At 69.7% G+C, this 21,249-nt stretch carries 17 protein-coding genes and 1 pseudogene; 9 read left to right on the top strand and 9 right to left on the bottom strand.

What is annotated here, in order from left to right; genetic code table 11:
• The first annotated feature begins 114 nt into the window (after window positions 1-114).
• From P2Q00_RS02555 to P2Q00_RS02585, 7 genes are all read left to right on the top strand, one after another.
• Window positions 115-792 (top strand): TetR/AcrR family transcriptional regulator, encoded by a 678-nt coding sequence (locus tag P2Q00_RS02555; RefSeq protein ID WP_275768979.1) that lies wholly within the window; start codon window positions 115-117, stop codon window positions 790-792.
• A 41-nt stretch (window positions 793-833) separates the two neighbouring features.
• The gene (locus P2Q00_RS02560; protein WP_275768980.1) at window positions 834-1,619 is read left to right on the top strand and encodes an SDR family oxidoreductase; all 786 of its coding nucleotides are present in this window, start codon (window positions 834-836) and stop codon (window positions 1,617-1,619) included.
• Window positions 1,616-2,392, top strand: coding sequence for an SDR family oxidoreductase (locus P2Q00_RS02565; protein WP_275768982.1), 777 nt, complete (start codon window positions 1,616-1,618; stop codon window positions 2,390-2,392). Before P2Q00_RS02560 ends, P2Q00_RS02565 begins: the two co-directional genes overlap by 4 nt.
• Window positions 2,389-3,228 (top strand): NAD(P)-dependent oxidoreductase, encoded by an 840-nt coding sequence (locus tag P2Q00_RS02570; protein WP_275768983.1) that lies wholly within the window; start codon window positions 2,389-2,391, stop codon window positions 3,226-3,228. Before P2Q00_RS02565 ends, P2Q00_RS02570 begins: the two co-directional genes overlap by 4 nt.
• Window positions 3,229-3,266: 38 nt before the next feature.
• Complete coding sequence (locus P2Q00_RS02575; protein ID WP_275768984.1) at window positions 3,267-4,742, top strand: aldehyde dehydrogenase family protein; 1,476 nt, start codon at window positions 3,267-3,269, stop codon at window positions 4,740-4,742.
• Window positions 4,743-4,772: 30 nt separating this feature from the next.
• Complete coding sequence (locus P2Q00_RS02580; RefSeq protein WP_275768985.1) at window positions 4,773-5,540, top strand: carboxymuconolactone decarboxylase family protein; 768 nt, start codon at window positions 4,773-4,775, stop codon at window positions 5,538-5,540.
• 348 nt (window positions 5,541-5,888) lie between these two features.
• The gene (locus P2Q00_RS02585; RefSeq protein WP_275768987.1) at window positions 5,889-9,557 is read left to right on the top strand and encodes a family 78 glycoside hydrolase catalytic domain; all 3,669 of its coding nucleotides are present in this window, start codon (window positions 5,889-5,891) and stop codon (window positions 9,555-9,557) included.
• Between the two features lie 79 nt (window positions 9,558-9,636).
• On the opposite strand, the gene P2Q00_RS02590 is transcribed toward P2Q00_RS02585, so the two are convergent.
• Window positions 9,637-9,828, bottom strand: coding sequence for a zinc-binding dehydrogenase (locus P2Q00_RS02590; RefSeq protein WP_275768989.1), 192 nt, complete (start codon window positions 9,826-9,828; stop codon window positions 9,637-9,639).
• Between the two features lie 6 nt (window positions 9,829-9,834).
• A complete protein-coding gene (locus tag P2Q00_RS02595; protein WP_275768990.1) occupies window positions 9,835-10,047 on the bottom strand; it encodes a hypothetical protein in 213 nt (70 codons plus the stop codon).
• 784 nt (window positions 10,048-10,831) lie between these two features.
• Between P2Q00_RS02595 and P2Q00_RS02600 the strand changes: the two genes are divergently transcribed.
• On the top strand, window positions 10,832-12,028 hold the full coding sequence (locus P2Q00_RS02600; RefSeq protein ID WP_275768991.1) for a serine integrase family protein: 1,197 nt from the start codon (window positions 10,832-10,834) through the stop codon (window positions 12,026-12,028).
• A gap of 217 nt (window positions 12,029-12,245) precedes the next feature.
• On the opposite strand, the gene P2Q00_RS02605 is transcribed toward P2Q00_RS02600, so the two are convergent.
• From P2Q00_RS02605 to P2Q00_RS51075, 3 genes are all read right to left on the bottom strand, one after another.
• Complete coding sequence (locus tag P2Q00_RS02605) at window positions 12,246-13,826, bottom strand: MFS transporter (protein ID WP_275768992.1); 1,581 nt, start codon at window positions 13,824-13,826, stop codon at window positions 12,246-12,248.
• A 149-nt stretch (window positions 13,827-13,975) separates the two neighbouring features.
• A complete protein-coding gene (locus P2Q00_RS02610) occupies window positions 13,976-14,449 on the bottom strand; it encodes a MarR family winged helix-turn-helix transcriptional regulator (protein WP_275769477.1) in 474 nt (157 codons plus the stop codon).
• A gap of 269 nt (window positions 14,450-14,718) precedes the next feature.
• Complete coding sequence (locus P2Q00_RS51075; RefSeq protein WP_275768994.1) at window positions 14,719-15,312, bottom strand: SDR family NAD(P)-dependent oxidoreductase; 594 nt, start codon at window positions 15,310-15,312, stop codon at window positions 14,719-14,721.
• A gap of 335 nt (window positions 15,313-15,647) precedes the next feature.
• On the opposite strand from P2Q00_RS51075, the gene P2Q00_RS02620 reads away from it, so the two are divergent.
• Window positions 15,648-17,357 carry an MFS transporter gene (locus tag P2Q00_RS02620; RefSeq protein ID WP_275768995.1) on the top strand — a complete coding sequence of 570 codons (1,710 nt, stop codon included), beginning with the start codon at window positions 15,648-15,650 and terminating at the stop codon, window positions 17,355-17,357.
• Window positions 17,358-17,535: 178 nt separating this feature from the next.
• On the opposite strand, the pseudogene P2Q00_RS02625 reads toward P2Q00_RS02620, so the two are convergent.
• The 4 genes and pseudogenes from P2Q00_RS02625 to P2Q00_RS02640 form a co-directional block, all read right to left on the bottom strand.
• Window positions 17,536-18,213, bottom strand: a pseudogene (locus P2Q00_RS02625) (dioxygenase); the annotation flags it as partial.
• 560 nt (window positions 18,214-18,773) lie between these two features.
• On the bottom strand, window positions 18,774-19,787 hold the full coding sequence (locus P2Q00_RS02630; protein ID WP_275768996.1) for an alpha/beta hydrolase: 1,014 nt from the start codon (window positions 19,785-19,787) through the stop codon (window positions 18,774-18,776).
• Window positions 19,777-20,175: a metal-sulfur cluster assembly factor gene (locus tag P2Q00_RS02635; protein WP_275768998.1), complete on the bottom strand. Its 399-nt coding sequence runs from the start codon at window positions 20,173-20,175 to the stop codon at window positions 19,777-19,779. Before P2Q00_RS02635 ends, P2Q00_RS02630 begins: the two co-directional genes overlap by 11 nt.
• The gene (locus P2Q00_RS02640) at window positions 20,172-21,248 is read right to left on the bottom strand and encodes an amidohydrolase family protein (RefSeq protein WP_275769000.1); all 1,077 of its coding nucleotides are present in this window, start codon (window positions 21,246-21,248) and stop codon (window positions 20,172-20,174) included. The genes P2Q00_RS02635 and P2Q00_RS02640 overlap by 4 nt, the downstream gene beginning before the upstream one ends.
• Window position 21,249 lies beyond the last annotated feature (1 nt).

Consider the following 21,249-nt stretch of genomic DNA (forward strand, 5'->3'; position numbering starts at 1 on the left):
AACTGACTGACTGCTAAGGCAGTTGACTTCACGCCACGACGAAACTAGATTCCTATCATGCGGAAATGATGTTCTCGAATCTGCGCAACACGGATCTCCAAGGAGTCTGGTGTCGTGGTTCAACCGTCCGTGAAGGAACAGATCGTCCTGGCCGCCGAGCGGCTCTTCGCCGAGCACGGCCTCGACGGGGTGTCTCTGCGTCAGATCAGCGCGGCGGCCGGGAACGGCAACAACACGGCGGTGCAGTACCACTTCGGCACGAAGGAACACCTCGTCCAGGAGATCTTCGAGTACCGGCTGCCGGAGCTGAACGAACGACGCAGGCTGCTGGTCGCGCGTCGGCGCCCGGACGATCTCAGGACATGGGTGGAGTGCCACCTCCTGCCCGTACTGGAACAGGGCGAACAGGAGGGCAGTCACTACCTCAGCTTCGTCGCGATGCTCCAGCAGCACGGCCGCCGGGACGTCTTCGAACGCCTTTCAGCCGAACTCAGCAAGCCCACCAACGACTTCGTCGAGCGGATCGGCACCCTGCTGCCGCACCTCCCCGAGCCGTTGCGCGGCCACCGCACCTCGCAGGCCCTGGCCTTCGGCGTGCATGCCGCCTCCGAACGTGAACGCACCCGGGCCCGCGGCGGCCACGTGCTGTCCTTCGCCGTCCATGTCGGGGACCTGCTGGACGGCCTGGTCGGCTTCCTCCAGGCCCCGGTGTCCTCGACGACCTCGTCCGTGCTCGGCGAGACCGGGACCGGGGCCGGAGCGAGTGAACCGGCCCTGCCGCTTCATCCCTGAACAGCCGCCCTCCCACCCGCGAGCGGAGGAACGACGTCGCGATGAGTATCGATCTGCACAACGCCGTGGCGGTGATCACCGGCGCCGGCAGCGGGATCGGCCGTGCCGCCGCCCACGCCTTCGCCCGGCGCGGCGCACGTGTCGTGGTCACCGACCTCGTCGGCGAGCGGGCGCACACCGTGGCCGGTGAACTCGGCGACCGGGGCGTCGCCTCGGAGTGCGACGTGACCAGCCTCGACGACCTGCAAGCGGTGCGGAAACTGGCCCTCGACCGCTTCGGCCGCATCGACCTGGTCATGAACAACGTCGGCATCCTGGCCGTCGGCCCCGTCGAGGACATCCCCCTGGACGCATGGCAACGCGTCGTGGACGTCAACCTGTTGGGCGTCGTCCGCAGCAACCTCGTATTCCTGCCCGTGTTGTTGGAGCAGGGATCCGGTCACGTCGTCAACACCGCTTCCACGGCAGGCCTGTTGCCCTACGGATTCGACCGCCTGCCGTACACCGCGACCAAGCACGCCGTCGTCGGCCTGTCCGAGGCGCTCGCCCTGTACCTGCGCCCGCGCGGCATCGGCGTCTCCTGCCTGTGTCCGGCCGGCGTTGCCACCAACATCGTCGAGCAGATCAGTTTCTACGGGGAACCGGCATCGCCCCGAGGCCCCGACTTCCCGGTCCTGGACGCCGATTCGGTCGGCGAACTCGTCGCCGAGGGCGTCACCCAGGACCGCTTCCTCATCCTCACCGCACCGCAGGCCGCCGACGAACTGCGCGAGCACGGTGCCGATGTCGACGCCTATCTGTCCCGTCTGACGAAGGATGCCCCATGAGCAGCACACTCGACCGGCTCCGCCTGGACGGCAAGGTCGCCGTCGTCACCGGGGGCGCCGGCGCCATCGGCCAGGTCTACGGCCGGGCACTCGCCGAGGCCGGCGCCGCCGTCGTCCTCGCGGACCTCAACGGCGAAGGAGCCGAGCAGGCCGCCAAGACACTGGCCGGCGACGGACTGCGCGCGCTCGGCGTGCAGGTCGACATCACCGACCGCGACTCCGCGGCCGACCTGGCAGCGAAGACCACCGACGCCTTCGGCGGCATCGACATCCTGGTGAACAACGCCGCGTTGATGGCCGAGATCCCCCAGGTCGACATCCTGGACCTGCCCACGGACTGGTTCGACCGCGTCATGCGCGTCAACGTCCTCGGCGCCGTCATCTGCGCGGGCGCGGTGAAGGCCTCCATGGTCGAGCGAGGCGGCGGACGCATCATCAACCAGGTCTCCGCAGGCGCCTTCATGGGCGGCGGCATCTACGGCGTCAGTAAACTCGCCCTGGTCAGCATCACCGTCGGCCTCGCCCGCTCGCTCGGACCACTCGGCATCAACGTCAACGCCATCGCACCCGGCCTGGTCGAGAACGAACCCGGCCTGCGCAGCCTGCCCGCCGACCACCCCGCACGCGCCGCGCTCACGGCCGCCATCCCGGGCAAGAAGTCCGCGCCCGCCGAAGACCTGCTCGGCACGCTGCTGCTGCTCGCCTCCCCGGCCGGCGAGTGGATCAACGGCCAGGCCATCAGCGTCGACGGCGGCTGGGTCACCCGGCTATGACGCGCGCCGGGACACGGGTTGGTTTCATCGGACTGGGCAGCCAGGGCGCGCCGATGGCCCGCCGTATCGCCGAGGAGTCGTTCCCCCTGACGCTGTGGGCGCGGCGAAGCGCGTCGACGGACACGTTCGCCGACACGGCTGCCACGGTGGCGGCGACACCGGCCGCCCTGGGGGCGGCGAGCGACATCGTGTGCCTGTGCGTCGTCGCGGACGCTGACGTCGAGGACGTCCTCCTACGGCCCGACGGCGTACTGACCGGCATGGCTCCCGGCGGAGTCGTCGCCCTCCACTCCACCATCCATCCCGACACCTGCCGACGCGTCGCCGACGAGGCCGCCAAACGGGAGATCGCCGTGGTGGACGCCCCGGTCAGCGGCGGAGGCGGGGCAGCCGCGGAACGCAGGCTCCTGGTCATGGCCGGCGGACAGGAGGCGGACGTCGCCCGCTGCCGCCCGGTGTTCGACACCTTCGCCGACCCGGTCATCCACCTCGGACCGCTGGGCAGCGGCCAACTCGCCAAGCTGCTCAACAACTTCGTGTTCACCGCCCAGGTCGGCCTGGCGCTGGACACCTTCTCCCTCGCCGACGGCCTCGGCATGGACCGCGCCGCCGTCGCACAGGTGCTCGCGCACGGCACCGGGGGCAGCCGCGCCGCGGCCGTCCTCGCCGCTTCCGGCTTCAACACCGACGGGCTGCGCCGGGCCCTGCCGCTGCTGCGCAAGGACGTCGGCCTCCTGCTCGACGTCGCCGACACGGCCCGCGCTCCCCGGCCCCGGACGCTCGCGGACCTCACCACGCACACCCTGTCGACGCTGGACCGGAGTCCGGCGCCCTGACCACCGCCCCACCCGGACGACCCCAAGGCGGCACCGACATGACCACATCCCTGTCCCACGACCTCGGCACCACCGGCCCCCTCGTCGACGGCACCTGGCTCGACACCACGTCCACCGGCCGACAGGACCACATCAACCCCGCGACCGCCCGCGCCAACGGCACCGTCCTGCTCGCCGGACCGCAGGAGGTCGACACGGCCGTCGCTTCGGCGAAGAACGCCTTCCCCGAGTGGCGGGCGATGTCCCCGGACCGGCGCCGCCGCATCCTCCAGCGCGTCGAGGAGCTCATGCTGGAGCGCGTGCCCGAACTCGGCCGGCTCAACACCCTCGAACTCGGCGTCCCCTTCCGTACGTCGGCGGGGCTGGCCCACCTGTCCGCAGGCTGGTTCGGCTACTACGCCGGCTGGGCCGACAAGCTGGAGGGCGCCACCATCCCGCCCAGCCCGCGCATGGTGCCGGGCCTCGACTACACCGTCCCCGAGCCGTACGGCGTCATCGGCATCATCCTGACCTGGAACGGCCCGATCATGTCGGTCGGCATGAAGATCGCCCCCGCGCTCGCCGCCGGGAACTGCGTCGTCGTCAAGTCCCCCGACCTGGCCCCCTTCACCGTGGCCCGGTTCGCCGAGATCGCCCTGGAGGCCGGGCTGCCCCCGGGCGTGCTGCACGTCCTGCCCGGCGGCCCGGAGGCCGGCGAGCGGCTGGTCCGCCACCCCGACGTCGCGAAGATCTCCTTCACCGGCGGCATCCCGACCGCGAAGAAGATCCTCGACGCGGCCCTCCACACCCTCAAGCCCGTCCTGCTCGAACTCGGCGGCAAGACGGCCGACATCGTCTTCCCCGACGCCGACCTCGACGAGGCCGTCGCCGAGACCGTCCGCTCCTGCTACACCCTCTCCGGCCAGGGCTGCAACCTCACCACCCGCATGCTGGTCCACCGCGAGGTGTACGACCAGGTGGTCACCGCCACCGCCGCGGCGGCCGCCGCCCTGCGCGTCGGCGATCCCTTCGACCAGACGACGGCCCTCGGCCCGGTCATCGGCAAGGCGGCCCACGAACGCATCCTCGGCATGATCGAACGCGCCGCCAAGGACAGCCGTGTGATCGCCGGCGGCCACGCCACCGACCCCTCCACGCTGCCCCCGGACAACCGCGACGGCTACTTCATCGACCCGACGGTCCTCGCCGACGTCGACCCGCACAGCGAGGTCGGCCAGCACGAGGTCTTCGGCCCCGTGCTGTCCCTCATCCCCTTCGAGACCGAGGACGAGGCGGTCGAACTGGCCAACTCCACCCCCTACGGCCTCGGCACCGCCGTACACACCCACGACGTCTCCCGCGTCCAGCGCATCGTCCCGCACCTCGAGTCGGGCACCGTCCTCGTCAACGGCGCCTCGGGCCAGCCGCCGGGCGCCCCCTTCGGCGGCTACAAGCAGAGCGGCTACGGGCGTGAAGGCGGCAAGGAGGGCCTCTACGAGTTCCTCCAGACCAAGAACGTCTTCATCCGCGCATGAGCAGGAGCCCCCCCCGCCCCAGGAGGCCTCATGGACGACACCCCGGCGGTCCGCACCCTGGCAGAAGTCCTGCCCACCCATGAACCACCCTCGCCGACAACTCCCTTCGGCCGCGCCGCACGGGACTTCCTCTACGGCGAGGTCTGGTCACGCCCCGGTCTGAGCCGCCGGGACCGCCGCTGGGTCACCCTCACGTGCGTGGCCGCCGCCGACTCGCCCCAGCCCATCGAGGACCACGTCCACGCGGCACTCGCGAGCGGCGACATCGGTCTTGAGGCCATGTTGGAGTTCGTCCTGCACTTCGCGGTGTACTGCGGTTGGCCCAAGGCGTCCCACGTGGAGGGGGCCATCGCCCGGCAGTGGGACCGCCTCCACCGCGAACGCGGCGAACAGACCCCTTCCTGGCCGCAGTTGAGCGACGACACCCTCGGCCCCGCAGCCTGGGACGAACGGTTCGCACGCGGCGTGGAGGAGTTCATCGACGTCAACCTCACGCCCGCACCGCCCCCGAACTCGCCGTACCGGCACGCCGGCATTCTCAACTTCGTGTTCGGGCACGTCTGGCAGCGCCCCGGGCTGACCCGGCGCGAGCGCCGGATCGTCACGGTCGCCAGTGTCGCCCTCGACGACTCGCCCGTCCCCCTCCAGACGCATGTTAGGGCCGCGCTCCACTCCGGCGACCTCACCAAAGAGGAGATGGACGAGATCGTGCTGCAGTTCGCCGCGTACTACGGCTTCGCCAAGGGGGAGGCCCTCGCGGACGCGGTGGAGACGGCGTGGGCGTCCAAGGCCGACTGACCGGCATCCTGCGGCACGACGAGGTCCGGGCTCGCCCGGAACCTGCGCGGCCACGAGCGGAACACGGCCCCTCCCCGGGGGCGGCCCACTCCACCCTGTGGTTCGGCGAGGTCCACGCTCTGACCGGCTTCCGCGCCTGGCGGGAGGCCTTGGCCGGGTGTGCCCACCCACGGGGTCGTGATGAGTCATCGCTTCAGACCATTGTGTTTCGGCCGCGCCTGTCCATAAGCTTTCCACATGGAAGGTATTGAAACGTTTCAATGCCTTGCAGGGGGAGGGACACCCCTGTTCCAGCGCGGTGCGCTTACGAAGGGAATCTGAGCCGTGGCCGAGGAGAACAGAAGTGCGTTGAGCCGCCGACACATGCTCGGCATCATGACGGCCGCGGCGGCCGGGGCCGCGCTCCCGCTCGCCGCCGCGCCGAACGTGGTGGCGGCGAGCGCGACGGCAGCGGGCGGGCGCGGTTCCGCACCGGCCGACCTGCAGGTCAACTCGCGAGTCGCGCCCCTGGGCACGGAGACCGCACCGGCGTTCAGCTGGGTGCCTGCAGTGGCCAGACAGACGGCTTACGAGATCCAGGTCGGCACCAGACCGGGCAAGGCCGACATCTGGCACAGCGGCAAGACTGCGGGCTCGAACTGCACCGAGGTGGCTTACAGGGGCGGTCCGCTGCACTCGGAGCGGGCGTATTCCTGGCGGGTGCGGACCTGGGACGAGAAGGGCGCACCCGGCCCCTGGAGCGAGCCGGCGACGTGGGAGACCGGCCTGCTGAAGGGCGAGCAGGACTGGTCGGGCGCTCGGTGGATCGGCGGACGCGAGGCGCAGGACCACGACTGGCAGGACCTGACCGCGACCGTCGTCTTCCGCGGCGGCCCCGACGCCGCCGGCGGGCTTGCCCTGCTCCTGCGCGCCGAACCCATCGGCAAGACCTGGGGCGAGGGCCTCAACTGGACCATCCGGCAGAGCGATGAGGACATGCAGCTGGTCATGCGGACCAGCCACTACGCCGGCAACACCTGGGTGGACGACGGCACCTCCGAGCCCGACTGGGGCGTCAATTACTACGACCCGCAGAGCGAGACCAACCCCACCACCGCCGGCACCCGCAGCGTCCCGGTCGGCACGGTCACCCTCCCCGCATCCACCGGGCTGACCAAGGACACCTGGGCCACCCGCGACCACACCGTGCAGGTCGCCGTCCAGGGACTCACCGCGACCACCACCGTCAACGGCGTCGAGGTCGACAGCCGCACGCTCGCCGGCGACCAGATCCGCCGCCACGGCAGCTTCGGCTTCGCCGGCGGCACCTCCGCCACCATCCGCAGCGTCGAGGTGACCGGCACCAGCGCCCGCGACTTCTCCGCCGACCTGACCACGGGCGCCAACCCGTTCGAGAACGGCATCGCCACCCTCGCCGGTCTCACCTTCCCACCCAAGAACCCCTACATCCCGTCCAAGAACAGCATGCTGCCCATCGCCAACCCGGCCCCGGTACTGCGCCGCGCGTTCACCCTGCCCCGCGGGCGCCGCATCGCCAAGTCCCGGCTGCACCTGAGCGCCGCGGGCAACGTCAGCTTCACCGTCAACGGCGCCCCGCTCACCGTCGACGGCAGGCGAGCGAACGCGGGCCGGACCAACGTGCCCCGGCTGCTCACCGACCAGAGCACCTACGACCGCACGGTCCTGTACGACACCTTCGACGTCACCGCGCTGCTGGAGGCCGGTCGGGAGAACGTCGTCGCCGCCGAGCTCGGACGCGGCTGGTACGGCGTGACCACGCCCCAGGAGTGGTACTGGCAGCTAGCCCCTTACGCCGGCCAGCCGCGCCTGCGCGCGAAGCTCGTCGTGACGTACACCGACGGCTCGGCCACCACGCTCGTCACGGACCGGGACTGGCTCGCCGCCGACGGGCCCACGACCTTCGACTCCGTCTACTCGGGCGAGAAGTACGACGCCCGCCGAGCCCACGAGCTGGGCGACTGGCGCTCCGTCGGCTACCGCACTGGCCGAGCCTGGCGTCCAGCGGCCGTCCTCATTCCGCCGGGCAGTTGCGTGAGTCCTTCGCCGAAGTACCACGGCAGACTGCCCGCCACGACGATCCCCGACGGCTTCAAACCCGCCGTCCTGCGCGCCCACGAGGCGGAACCGGTGCTGGTCAGCCAGATTCTGCAACCGGTCTCCCTCACCGAGACGGCGCCCGGCTCGAAGACCTGGATCCTTGACTACGGCCAGATCCTGACGGGCCTCGTCCGCCTCGCGCTCACCGACGTGCGCTCCGACAAGGAGGGCCTCACCCTGCGGATCCGCGGCGGCAACCGCATCACCGGCGGCGACGGCACGGCCGCCTCCCCGCTCTCCGTGGAGGAGGAGAACTTCCAGCACGACGCCAACCTCCAGACGCACTACTACACCCTCGGCAAGCGGCCCACGCAGACCTGGGAACAGCAGTTCAGCCACTTCGGCTTCCGCTACCTGGAGGTCATGAACCTCGAAGCCGTCCTCGGCCGCGCCCCCGACCCGAAGCGGGACGCCGACCTGCTCACCGTCGGTGTCGCCCGCTCCGGCTTCACCCGCACCGGCACCTTCACCACGGACAACGCCCTGCTCAACCGCCTCCAGCGCAACCTGGAGTGGGCCGAGCAGAACAACCTGGTGCAGAAGCCCACCGACACCCCGTCCCGCGAGAAGAACGGCTGGACCGGCGACGCCATGGCCAGCTCCGAGTCCGAATCCCTCACTTGGGACGTCAACGCCCTCTTCACCAACTGGCTGCGCCACTTCCCCGACAACCAGATCTCCACCGGCCAGCTGCCCATGTTCGTCCCCATCGCCAAGGGCGGATACGGCTACGACCACACCCCCGGCTGGAACGCCGCGTGGAAGGCGGTGCCCGCCTGGGACTCGGCGTACTTCGTCATCCCGAGGGAACTGCACACGTACTACGGCAACAGCAGCCTCTTCGCCGAGCTCTACGACCACCAGGACACGCTCCTGACGTACTACGAGACGCTGTTCACCGCCGAGAACGACTACAAGTTCGAAGCCTCCCTCGGCGCCTACTCCGGAGCCGAGAGCCCCGGCAGCAACGCCGTCATCAGCCTCGCCTTCTACATCCACTTCTGCGACTACATGGACGAGGTGGGACGCGGCCTCGGCCGTACAGAACGCGCCGCCCACTACGCGAATCTGGCGCGCACCCTGCGCAAGGCGTTCATCGCAAACTACTGGGACGCTGCACAGGGCCACTTCACCCTGGGCAGCATCTCCAGCGAGAACGCCCTGGCCATCGCGTTCGACCTGGTGCCCGGCTCGGACCTGGACCCCGACGACCCGCGCCACCTGGCCGGCACGAAGACGCTCACGGAGAACAAGAAGGCCCTCGCGAAGCTGCTCGCCGACCGGATCGTGGCAGCGGACCAGCACATCCAGAACGACATGTACGGCTCGCGCTACGAGTTCAACATCCTCAGCGAGTACGGCTACACGGACATCGCCCTCAAGGCCGTCACCCAAACCGGCGTGCCCGGCTACGTCTACCAGATAGCCAAGGGCGCCACCTCGCTGTGGGAACAGTGGACCGACCGGCTCTCGGTCGACCACCACTACCGCTCCAACGTTGCCACCTGGTTCTACCAGAGCCTGGCCGGCATCAGACCGACCGCAACTGCCTACGAGACGCTGCGCATCCGCCCGTACATCCCCGCAGTTGCGGTCAACAGCCTGGTCCCGAACGGCACCGAAGACACCGACCTGTCGCCCGCGACCCTTGACCATGTCAGCGCCTCGATCGACACCGTGCGCGGCAAGGTGTCCTCGGAGTGGCGGCGGCGTGGGGACGGCAGGATCGATCTCAAGGTGACGGTCCCGTACAACACCGAGGCCGAGATCTGGGTCCCCACCCAGAACCAGCCCGTCACCGCACCCCGGGGCGCCGCCTTCGTCCGCGACGACACCTCCGGAGGCGCGGCCTACAAGGTCTACCGGGCCCGGGCGGGCTCATACCGCTTCAACGCCTGACCGGTCGAGCAGGTGAAACACTGCACCGTGCCGTGGTGGCGGACCCTGCACGGTGCAGTGGGGCCGGTGGGCGCCGTGCTCAGGAGATCAGGGCGATCTCGCCTCGGGCGCGCCGCTGCTGCAGTGCCGCGAAGGCGTCGGTGACGCGGTAGAGGGGAAACCTTGCGGCGATCATGATCTCGACGGCACCCGGGTGGACCAGGTCGACGAGCTCCACCAGGTCCCGTCGGCGGTCACGTTGTGGCGGCCGTCGGTCGTGCCTGATCCCCACAGACAGTCACACAGGTGACCGGCGCAACTGCGAGGCCGCGCGCTCCAAGTCCGCGGCGGAGTCGCCGACCTTGGTCACGGGGGTTCCGCTGCCGAAGTCGATGAAGGAGTTGCCGTCCGCATCGACGATCACCCCGCCACAGGTCGCCTCCACGAACACGGGCAGGACGGCGCCGACGCCGGCCAGGCACCACCTTCCGCTGACGGGTCTGCGGTTCACGGGAGTGCGGGCCGGGGATCTCGCTGACGACACGCTGGACCCGTGCGAGGTCGGGACCGTCGACCGGCTGCGAAACGCCGGACATGAAACGTGCTCCGGATATGGAGGGTTGGGGCCGCCGAGCCAAGCGGGTCGGGGGCTCGTCCGGTGCCGTACCGCTAGTGCAGTCCCCACCACGGCGGTCCGGATCCTGGGAGAAGCGTGCGGGGACGGAGGACCAGATGCGGCAGGCCGCGGTCAGCAGCACGGCGGCAGGCGAAGAGCAGTCGGCTGGCGGAGAACTGGGCGCTGTGGCGGGACGCCCGCGACTGGGAATGGTTCGCCACCGTCTGGCATCCGGCAGGTGTTTGAGCGTCACCTGGGTGCAGCCCCAGCGCGAACTTCGTAGCCGCCGGCAAGCAGGGCTTCGAGAACGGGTCAGCATCCTGCACTTCGCGGGCGGCCGCACGTCGGACCTGGCCCGTGGCGTGCACGGGCCGCTTCCATGACTTCCTCTTCCGGGACGACGACGAGTGGACGCTCGTTCGCAGGCAGCCCGTCTACGGGAAGGACCGCCTGGACGTGGCCGACCCCGCCGCCTCCTTCAAGCCCGCCCCCGTGCTGCTCGCCCGGTTCCCGTTTGGCTACCGCCACCTCGGCCATGTGCAGACGAAGGCCGGATTCACGCTGAAGCCCCGCTTGACCGGCCTGGCCCACCGCCCGGTGGCGGTTCTCCCCGTGAGGCCGTCGGCGATCACCAGGTATTGCGGCTCACCCAGGAATCTCCTCCCCTGCCAGGACGCCGATGGCGAAACCGCTCTTCGCCTGGAACGAGCCCATCAAGCTGGACGGTGGGCGAGCGCAGCAAATCCTGCAGCGTCGTATTAATCAGTCCGTCGCCGAGTACGAGGTGTTCAACGCCCTCGAAACCTCCTGGGGCGGGCTGTGCGCCCACGTGCGCGAAGGCTGGAACATCGGTAAGCCTCCGTACGGCTACCGGGCCAAGCAGTACCGCCACCCCAACCCCGTCAAGGCCGAGCGTGGCGAGACCAAGTCGCGCTTGGAGCCCGACGGCATCCTCGCGGAGACGATCACGGTCGCGCACTGGCGCTACTACGAACGCCTCGGCTACGCCACCATCGTCGACCGTCTCAACGCCGATCCGCAGAAGTACCCGCCGCTCGTCCCGCCGGTCGGCGCCACGAAGGCACGCGGTGTGTGGAGCAAGTCGGTGGTGTGCGAGGTCCTGCGCGCCCCCAGGTATACGGACTACCAGGCCTTCAACCGGCGCGCTCGCCGAGGCCGCAGCGGCGCCCGCAACGACCCGGCGCTGTGGGTGTGGTCACCGGAACCGGTGCACGAGCCGCTGATCCCGAAGTGGATGTACGACGAACCCGCCGAACGGCGGCAGGAACGGCGCGGCTCCCGGGCTGGCAACGCCCTCAACACCCGTCCGCAGACCCGCCGCACCCATGTCCTGCGCGCATGCTTCTGCAGGCCTGCGATCGGCGGATGTTCGGCAAACACCGCGACGGCATCACCTGCTACAGCTGTCAGCCGCGGGCCAACAACCGAGGCCGCCCCGACGCGTACGCCGGCCACTCCACGACCGTGTACCTACGCGAGGACGCCGTCCTTGAAGCGATTTCAGCCTTTCGCTCGGACCGCGTCTTCGGCCCCGAGCGCCGAGAGTTGCTCGGGGCGGAACTCCGTCGATGGCCGGGCAGCGAGACAGGCACAGGCCGAGCGAGACCGGCTCCAGCGCACTCTCGACTCACTCTCGATGCGGCAGGCGAACATCCTTCGCCAGGCCGAGACCGCCGGTCCCGACGATCCGTTCGCCAAGGGCCTGCGCGAGAGCTGCAACCGACTGGAATCCGAGCGGACGGCCGCTCCGACCTATCGGAGGTGGACGCAGCCGACGCCGCCGAGCCCGCCCGTCCGACTATGGAGGACGCGGACCTGCTCGACGGTCTGCCCTATCTGGCACTCAACCTTGTGAACGCTCCCGAGCAGCTGCTCAGGCAGTTGTTCGAGGTCCTTCAGCTGATGGTCGGCTGCACTACGACCCGGAGGAGGTGACGATCCGTATCACGCTGCCTGCCGATCTGTTGTCAGACGTCGCCACGACCGCTGACAGGGATGCCGGTGGAGGACCGGACGCCGGTCGCGGCTGGGACGGCGGCCGGGCTCGGTACCTTCGCCTCGTGCTCGGTCTGCTAGTGGGTCTCGTCCTCCCGGCCTCGGAGGCCCAACGCCGCGAGGGCGGCGCCCACGAGGGCGAGGATGCCGGTGACCAGGACGGCGGTGTGGACGCCGTTCATGAAGGCGGTGTGGCTGCCCTCCACCACGGCCGCCCTGAGCTGTGCGGGCATCGCGTCGGAGACCGGGGCGACGCCCATCGCGACCGCGTCCTTCGCCTCCTCGAAGCGGGCGGCCGCCGAGTGGGGCACGCCGGCGTCGGTCAGTGAGTCCGTGAGTGTGGAGCCGACGCGGCTGCTGATGAGGGAGACGAGCACCGAAGTGCCGAGCGCGCCGCCGACCTGGAGTGCGGTGGCCTGCAGGCCGCCCGCGATGCCGCCGTCCTTGACGGGGGCGTTGCCGACGATCGCGTCGGAGGATGCGGCCATCACGATGCCGACGCCGAGACCGAGCGCGACGAACGGCGGCCACATGGCGGCGTACGAGGAGTCGGCGCTCCACGAGAGCATCGTGAACGCGGCGCCGGTCTGGAGCACCATCCCCAGCGGCATGGTCAGGCGCGGGCCGAACTTCTCGGTGAGCTTCGCGCCGAGCGGCGAGGCCACCATGGAGGCGAGGCTGAGCGGCAGGGTGCGCACACCGGACTCGACGGGCGTGAAGCCGTGCACGTTCTGGAGGTACAGCATCACGAAGAAGATCGCGCCGAGCAGGACGAAGAAGTTCAGCGCGGTGACGAACACACCTATGGTCAGGGCCGGGTTGCGGAACAGACGCATGGGCAGGAGAGGGTGCGCGACGCGGGTCTCGTACCAGCCGAAGAGGACCAGGACGACGACACCGCCGACGATCGCCCCGAGCGTGCCGGCCGAAGTCCAGCCCCACGTCTCGCCCTTGACGACGCCGAAGACGACGGCGATCAGGCCGAGCGCGAGCAGTACGACGCCGGGCACGTCGAACTTCTCGCTCGCCGCCGCCTCGTTCCTGGACTGCGGCAGCACCACGAGACCGAAGACCAGGGCGATCACGCCGATGGGGGCGTTGATGTAGAAGACGGACTCCCAGTTGACATGCTGGACGAGCAGTCCGCCGACGATCGGGCCGAGCGCGGTGGCGACGGACGAGATCATCGCCCAGATACCGACCGCCATGCCGAACTTCTTCGGCGGGAACACCGCACGCAGCAACGCCAGCGTGTTGGGCATGAGCATCGCACCGAAGAGACCCTGCACGGCGCGGAAGGCGATGACGCCCTCGACCGAGCCGGCGAGGCCGATCGCGACGGACGCGACGGTGAATCCGACGACGCCGACGAGGTAGACCGTGCGGCGCCCGAAGCGGTCGCCGAGCTTGCCGCCGAGGATGAGGGCAGCGGCGAGGGCGAGCAGGTAGGAGTTGGTGACCCACTGCAGTTCGGCGGTGGTGGCGCTCAGGTCGCGGGCGATCTCGGCGTTGGCGATCGAGACGACGGAGCCGTCGAGGCCGACCATGAACAGGCCGAGCCCGACCGCGATCAGCGTCAGCCAGGGGTTGGCGCGAAGACCGCGGGGGTGGGGGTCGGACACGGGAGTGGACGCTGTGGAAACAGCGGTGGCAGACATGTGTGGGCTGTCCTCGTGACGTGTGGCGCGCGGCTGGGGCGCGTGGACATGTGGGGGCGAGCTGTGTGTGGGCTGTGCAGGGGGCAGCACGCCGAGCCCTGCCACAGCAGCGGCAAGGGCAAGAGACGTACGGGAGCCGGACCGAACGGTCAGGCGGCGGAGTCGTCGCGCAGGCGCCGGGTGAGAGCCTCAAGGGCGCCGAGCGCCGAGCCGAGGGCGTCGCGGTCGCCGTCTGTGAGAGTCCGCAGCGCGGCCGCGAGCTGTCGCGCCGCGACGTCCTCGGCCTGGCGGATGCGTTGATGGGCCTCGGCGGTGACACGCAGGTGCGCGACGCGCTTGTCGGTGTCGTCCTGGTGCCGTTCCAGCAGGCCCGCGTCGGTGAGGCGGGTGACGAGGGCGCTGACGTTGTTCGGCATCATCCGCAGAGCGTCGGCGGCCTTGTGGACGGTCGCGCCGTCGTGCTCGGCGACGTACTGGAGCAGGGCCAACTGCCGCTCGGGGAGCTTGGGGTAGGGCAGTCGCCGGTCGATGCTCTGTTTGACGTACCGGTTCAGCGCGGGCAGGCACGCCACGAGGCCTGCGGCCACTTGGTCGACGCCCTGGCTCGGACGAGCCTCACTGATTCCGGTCACGATCCCAAGTTACCTATGACAAGAAACCTATGTCAAAATACTAATTCCCTCTGGCGGTCGGTCTGCCGCCTGGCGCCACCTGATCATCCGTGTGTGCCCGTACAGGGATCAAAGCCCGGCTGGTGTCCTGCCGGCGCTCCGGGGTCTCGTCGGTCGGCGCTTTCGCCAGCCGGGCCAGCCGCGGAAGAATCCACGATCGAGTGATCCCATCGCTCTACCGTGCGGATCCGGTGAGGGGGAGCCCACTCCGTAGAGCCCCCTCAGCGGTGCGTGCTTCCGCCGTCTGCGACGACGATCTGCCCCATCTGCACACGCTTGATGTTCTGCATCCGCACGGTCTGCTCTAAGAAGGACTCGCTCGTCTTCTCCGCGGCCGTGGCCGTCCGGACCAGGCTCGCTGCGACGCCGTTGACGGTGATGAGGTGAGCGGCGAGGTTGGCGGCCAGGACAGAGGTGAATCCGTTCAGCGCGCCCTTGGCGGAGACATAGGAGAGAAACGGAGGCGGCGGAGTCCAGTAGCTCGAGGACTGATGTTGATGATCCGTCCCGACCCGGACTCCTTCAGGTCGGGCAGGAACGCCCTGGAGACCAGGAAGGGGCCGTCCACGTTGACGGCGAAGGGTGCGACGCCATTCGTCGGAGGTCACGTGGTCGTCCTCGTCCGAGACGTCGACCTTGTCGCTGAAGAATCGCCGACCGGTTTCCGCGACGAGGTCCCGCGTCTCGTCGGCCGGATCGATGTCCGCGACCGCGATGTCCGCTCCCTCCGCCGCGAGTCTGCGGGCGATCTCCTGCCCGATGCCCGTACTGCCTCCGGTCACGACGGCGGTCCTGCCCGTCAGCCTCCCAGTCATGAGTCACTGCTCCTTCCGGGCGGCAGCGGCAAGGCCCTCTTCCAGGGATGGTGCGCGTCGAGACCGAGGGTCGGCGGCGGCTTGTTCGTCTAATGAACATGACCGTTGAGGGTGACTGGGGTCACTCCTAGCTTGACGCTGCTCAGCCGGTCGGCCAGCGCGCCGAGCGTCCTGAATCAGGTCCGGTGGAAGGGCGGCGGCGCGGAGGCGCTCCGCAAGGCCCAGGGGCGGCACGGCAGCGGTGTTGCCGGGATGACCGCGACAAAAACACCCACAGCAGGGTCCGGCAGCGGACGCCGGTTCCGACAGCAGCGCATTGCGCCAAGGAGTCGTCCATGGTTCAGATCGATTCGCCCAAGGCGGCAGAGGGAGAGGGCGGCAGATACACCCTGACCTCGGGCACCCTGGTCGCGGTGGTTCTCGCCGTCTGCCTCGCGCAGATGGCCCTCGCCGTCCCTTCACTCATCAACGGGCTGATCCAGCAGGATCTCGCGCCGTCCTCGGCCCAGCTGACGTGGATCACCGACGCCTTCATGCTTCCCGTGGCCGCGCTGGAGCTGGGCTTCGGCGTGTTCGGTGACCTGTTCGGCCGCAAGCGCCTGCTCGTCGGGGGCGCCGCGCTCATCGCGCTCGGCTCGACCCTCGCGGTCCTGGTGCCGGGTTCGGCATACTCGACCGACACTCGGGTGACGTTGCTGATATTTGCCCAACTCCTCAGTGGCATCGGGGCCGCGGCCATCTTCCCGACGAGCCTCGCCATGGTGGCGGCCGGCACGCACACCACCGCCACCCGCGCGCGTGGCGTGGCGATCTGGGCCGCCGCGCTGTCGATCGGCGGTTTCCTCGGGCCGCTGCTGGCAGGCCTCTCTACCAAGATTCACAGCGGTTGGGCCGGGAACGCGAACTGGCGCTGGGCCTACGTCGGTGTCCTCGTCATCGCCGCGGTGAGCGCGTTCCTGTCGCTGTCGATCGCCCGCAACTCCTCCTCGCCCGAGGGCCGATCCCTGGACTGGCCGGGGCAGATCACCTCAGCGCTTGGCCTGTTCGCTCTGCTGTACGCCGTGATCCAGGGCTCCGAGAGCGGCTGGGGGAGCCCGCAGATCGTCATCGCGTTCGTCGCCGCGGCCGTGCTCCTCGGGCTGTTCGTCTTCGTGGAGAACCGGGCGGACGCGCCGCTCCTTCTCCTGAGCGCGTTCAAGAACCGGGCGTTCGCCGTGAACTCGGTGGTCACCGTGATCGGGATGTTCGGCTTCCTCGCGATCATGTACTCCACCAGTATCCGCCTCACCATCATCCAGGGAATCAGCCCGCTGAAGGCCTCCATCGCCTACCTCTTCTTCGGTGGCATCGGACTCGTGCAACTGCCCCTCACCTCCAAGCTGTTGGAGCGGTACAACCCCCGGTGGGTTCTCTTCACCGGCCTGATCCTCGTCGGCGCCAGCGGGCTGTGGTTCGCCGGCGTTCCGACGAGCGATCGGGCACTGGGCGCCATCGTCGGGCCTCTGATCCTCGCCGGCGTCGGCTCGGCACTCGCCTTCGCCGCCATCAGCGCGGTTGCGGTCAACACGTTGCCCAACCACCTCGCCGGCATGGCAAGCGGTGCCACGAGCACGTTCCGGGACCTCGGGTTCGCGCTCGGCCCCGCGATCATGGGTGCTGTCGCGCTGAGCCAGGCCGCCAAGGAGATCGCCCGCAACCTGGCCGACAATCCTGGCCTGAGCAAGGCTTATGCGGCTTTCCAGGCCGCTCCGGCCCATGCTCCCGCGGATCAGAAGCCGCAGCTGGAGGCGGCGGTGCACGCCGTGGGATCGGGCCCGCTCGGCGCCAACTCGGTGCCGGCCAGCATCACCTCGCCGGACGGTCAGGTCATACCCTTCAACCCACTCAAGGACGTCGCTTTCCACGCCCTCAGCAGCAGTTACTCACTGGCGTTCGTGCTCGGTGGCGTGGCTGCTCTCGTGGCGGCGGCACTCACTCTCGTGGGCGGGCACGGCGGCGTGGACCAGGCTCATCTCGACGACGACCCGCACACCCTCGACGGCTGACCGCATGACGAACGCGCCGGGGCCGGGACACGGGTAGCAGGTCGGCCAGGCCACCCGGCCGCCCGCCGCGACTCCACCTCCTCCTCAGGAGCGGCAGTCGCGGCGGGCCACGGCGTACAAGACACAACAATCGACAGACGCACTCGGACAGGAGTCGAACAATGACCACCGCATACTGAGAGCGGCCGACCGCGTCGAGCATTTTGCCGACGGGGCCGTCGTCGGGGATGGGATACGGCGTCGGAGTGAGGCCCCAGAAGCGATAGCCGCCGTCGGCCGCGGAGAACAGGTACGCCCGTCCGGCCCGCTTGCCGGCGTCGTACTGCACGTCGTAGAGCCCGTCCTCATCGGCCTCCCAGACCTCGATCCGCGCACCGGCGAGCGGATTGCCCTCGGTGTCGGTGACGGTGCCCTCGACCCAGCAGGGCTCACCAGGGGCGCCGAAGGCCAGGTCCTCGCCGAGCTCGATCGCCGGGGCGTCCTCGACGAAGAACGGCCCGAAGACGGTCGCCTCGGTGGCACCCTTGTAGGCCTGGTTGTTGACGTTGATCGTCTGCATGCTCGCGCCGAGGGTGTCGGACAGCAGGATGAACTCCTGCCGGACGTCGTCGGTGATGTGACCGGCCTGAGTGAGGAAGCCGATCGCCTCCCCCCACTCCTCCTCGGTCAACCGGACCTCGCGGATGAAGGAGTGCAGGTGCTTGACCAGGGAGGCCATGAGTTCCTGCAGCCGCGGGTCCTCGCAGAGGTCGAAGGAGGCAACGACGTTGTCGACGAGCCGCTGCTCGACCGCCTGTTGCTCCGGCGACACCTCGCGGGTGACGGGGGTGGGGTTGTTGGCCGGGATCGCCTTCATGATCGGCCCCAGCGCTTTGGCGATGCCGTCCTCGGGCATGCCGTAGTCGCGCAGTGCCCGCGGCGCGTCCAGGGCCTGGCGCAGGGCGGCCAGGCCCGCGCTCGCCCCGTCGGTGGGGAAGACCGTGCTGTCGTAGACCGCTTCCTTGCCGCACCGCCCGGACTGTGCCGCGTTCCGGCGGAAGGCGACCACCTGGCTGGCCGACCGGCCCCGCGCTCCCGGCCGCTGAACAGCGTCAACCAGGTCGGGGTCGTCCACTCCGTCGGGACCAGAGAGACCGTCCTGACCGCCTTGCTCCACCCACCTCGGTCGCGGTACGCGGAAACCCGGCTCCGCCGTACTGGACTGCGGTCCTGTTCTGGGGGCCCGCGAGTGTCGGGCGGGGTCGTCGTACCCTGATCCTTGTCACGTGCCGCGAAAGGTGGACAACGCCGAGCGGCAATCGGACAGCGCGTCGGCACAAGACGCCTGGAGTGACGATGAGGCGCACGACGCCGTGAGAGGTGAGTCACCGAGGTGGCAGCGGAGCGCGGCCGATGTCGTCGTAGCGCCGTGGTGGGTCAGGTGTTCCAGGGGTCCGTTCGCAGGTGGCGGTCGAAGAAGCGCTCGATCAGCTGGGGGGTCAGCCGCACGGAGCCCTCGGCGTCCGGGAAGCGTGAGGACCGTACCGTGGCCGTCATGGGGTTCAGTTCCCAGGCGCCGGTGTTGAGGAGGCCGTGGTCGGCGCCGTGCACCAGCAGCAGATGGGACTCGGTGCCCGCGGCGACCAGGGTGTGGTGGAGGCGGCGGCTCTGGGCCGGGCCGATGAGCAGGTCGGCGTCGCCGTGCAGGAGCAGCACGGGCGGCACCCGCGGGTGGGCCTGCCGGGCCGGGCTGGCCTCGACCGCAGCGACGGCCCGGTCCGACGGCCGGCCGCCCAGCAGACCCCACGCCGGATCGGAGGGATCAACGCCCAGCATTCCACCGGGCAGCGCGTCCTCATTGAGCCGGAGGAGGTCGGTCGGGGGATAGCCCGCCACCACCGCGCGTACGCCGGGCACCGCGGGGGAACCGTCGGCGTCGGTGGCGAAGGCCGTGAGCAGTGCGAGGTGCGCGCCGGACGAGCTGCCCCACAGGCCGATCGACGCCGGGTCCAGGCCGTAGGTGTCCGCGAGGTCGTGCAGGTGGTCCAACGCGGCCTGTACGTCGTGCAGTTGCGCGGGCCAGACGGCGACCTCGGAGGAGCGGTACTCGATGTCCACCATGGCGTATCCGCGTTCGGCGAAGAGCCGGGTCAAGCGGGGCCCGTAGCCCCGGCGTTGATGCCGCCAGCCGCCGCCTGGCAGCCATACGATCACGGGGGTGGGGGTTGTCGCGGACGACGTCGGCAGGTACAGATCCATCCGCAGGTCCGCGCCCGGTGCCGCGTCGTAGGCGATGTCGCGTACCACCCGGACGGACGTCGGGTCGACCCTCTCGGGCGGGAGCGGTGCCCGGCTGAGCCCTTCCATGAAGCGGCCCATGACCGCGGCGTTGTTCGCCGCCACGGCCGTCGGGTCGGAGGTGTGCGGCTGCTGTGAGGTCTCACTGGTCAACGGCTGGTCCTGTCCTGGTCATGGCGAGAAGGGGGAGGGCACGACGCTTGTGTTCACGGTGTTCGTCGAGCCGTTGCCGGTAGTGCGGTGCGAGCCTGTCCGGGGTCCAGTCGAAGTCGTCCGCCAGCCGCACGTCCACCGCGGAGACACCGGGCAGAGCCGTGAGCCGGACCTGGGCCTCGGTCGCGAACGAGCCGATGAGCACGCAGCTCGGCTCGGTCACGCCGACGGTGACCGCGATGCGCTGACCGCCGGCGCCGTCGTCCTGTACGCGAATGTCACCGATGAGTCCCATGTCGTCGAGTCCGGCGGGGACTCCCGCGGTGATGCTGCACGGATCGAGGATCTCGTTGAGCGTTGCGCGGACCTGGGTTTCCGTGACCGTCATCGGGCACCGGCCAATGCGTCGTCGACCGGGGCGACGCGTCCGCCCCACGGCTCCTGGAGTTCGGTGGTGTCGAACTCGTCGCCGCGGATGCGCTCGCGGAGGTCCTTCTCGTCGATGCCGTGCATCCGCAGGAAGTTGCGGCCGAGGATGTCGGCCTTGATCTCCTTGGTGAGCTCGGGCAGCCCGTACTCCTCGATCAGGTCACGGGGCATCTCGAAGTTCCAGAACGCCTCGATCGCCGGCCGGGGGTGGACGGCGTCGCAGCCGGTCGCCCAGATGATCCGCTCGGCGGCACCGGCCTGGAGGAAGGCACCCATTGCCTGGGCGAAGCGGCGGGGCGCGTAGACCGCCATGAACGACGTGGCCTCCAGGTTGACCCATATGTTGCGGAAGGACTCCAGCTGAAGGGCCGTCTCCTCGACGAAGGCCATGCCGCCGTGGACGACTTCGAAGGTGAGGTCGGGGAAGGCCAGCGCGGCGGCTTCCACGTCGCTCATCCCGAGGGCGGAGGTCGGCCCGGGCCCGACCGGGAGGGCCTTGTGGATGGCCACGACCTTCAGACCGTGCTGCCGGGCCCGCTCGAACAGCGGGAAGCAGATCTCCGGGTCGCCCATGTCCAGCGCGGTCACCCGGCCCTCGACGACGTCGATCGGATAGAGCTTGAGGGCGTTGACCCGGTGCTTCTCCACCAGCTCGTCCACCCGGTCCAGGGCGCCGGGGCGCAGCGGGGACACCGCGCCGTAGATCAGCACGCGCTCCGGCCACTTCTCGCGCATCTCCAGGCCGACGCTGAGCGCCGAGCCCCCGTCCCGGAAGTGGCCGTAGATGGGCGTCTCGTGGTAGGCGATCACGTCGGTCTGGCTCTCCGCGAGCAGGGCCCGGCCGATGATGTCCGCGCCCGCGCCCTGCATGTAGGTGGAGCGTTCGAGGGTGTATTCGGGGCCGCTGACCCGCTTGTGCAGGCCGTAGAGGTGCTCGCCGATGGCCGCTCCGATGTGCGGGTTGACGCAGTTCTCGGGCCGGAAGTTGTAGTTGTGGGCCACGCCCTCGACGACGAGGAAGTCCTCGATCATG

Origin of the sequence: Streptomyces coacervatus (genome assembly GCF_029223485.1) — a bacterium.
Lineage (GTDB): Bacteria > Actinomycetota > Actinomycetes > Streptomycetales > Streptomycetaceae > Streptomyces > Streptomyces coacervatus.

Excerpts from the sequence above, each read along its gene's own strand:
- P2Q00_RS02560 (WP_275768980.1), top strand. The coding sequence starts at position 834 with ATGAGTATCGATCTGCACAACGCCGTGGCGGTGATCACCGGCGCCGGC.
- P2Q00_RS02565 (WP_275768982.1), top strand. The coding sequence starts at position 1,616 with ATGAGCAGCACACTCGACCGGCTCCGCCTGGACGGCAAGGTCGCCGTC.
- P2Q00_RS02570 (WP_275768983.1), top strand. The coding sequence starts at position 2,389 with ATGACGCGCGCCGGGACACGGGTTGGTTTCATCGGACTGGGCAGCCAG.
- P2Q00_RS02575 (WP_275768984.1), top strand. The coding sequence starts at position 3,267 with ATGACCACATCCCTGTCCCACGACCTCGGCACCACCGGCCCCCTCGTC.
- P2Q00_RS02580 (WP_275768985.1), top strand. The coding sequence starts at position 4,773 with ATGGACGACACCCCGGCGGTCCGCACCCTGGCAGAAGTCCTGCCCACC.
- P2Q00_RS02600 (WP_275768991.1), top strand. The coding sequence starts at position 10,832 with ATGGCGAAACCGCTCTTCGCCTGGAACGAGCCCATCAAGCTGGACGGT.
- P2Q00_RS02605 (WP_275768992.1), bottom strand. The coding sequence starts at position 13,826 with ATGTCTGCCACCGCTGTTTCCACAGCGTCCACTCCCGTGTCCGACCCC.
- P2Q00_RS51075 (WP_275768994.1), bottom strand. The coding sequence starts at position 15,312 with ATGACTGGGAGGCTGACGGGCAGGACCGCCGTCGTGACCGGAGGCAGT.
- P2Q00_RS02620 (WP_275768995.1), top strand. The coding sequence starts at position 15,648 with ATGGTTCAGATCGATTCGCCCAAGGCGGCAGAGGGAGAGGGCGGCAGA.
- P2Q00_RS02635 (WP_275768998.1), bottom strand. The coding sequence starts at position 20,175 with ATGACGGTCACGGAAACCCAGGTCCGCGCAACGCTCAACGAGATCCTC.
- P2Q00_RS02640 (WP_275769000.1), bottom strand. The coding sequence starts at position 21,248 with ATGATCGAGGACTTCCTCGTCGTCGAGGGCGTGGCCCACAACTACAAC.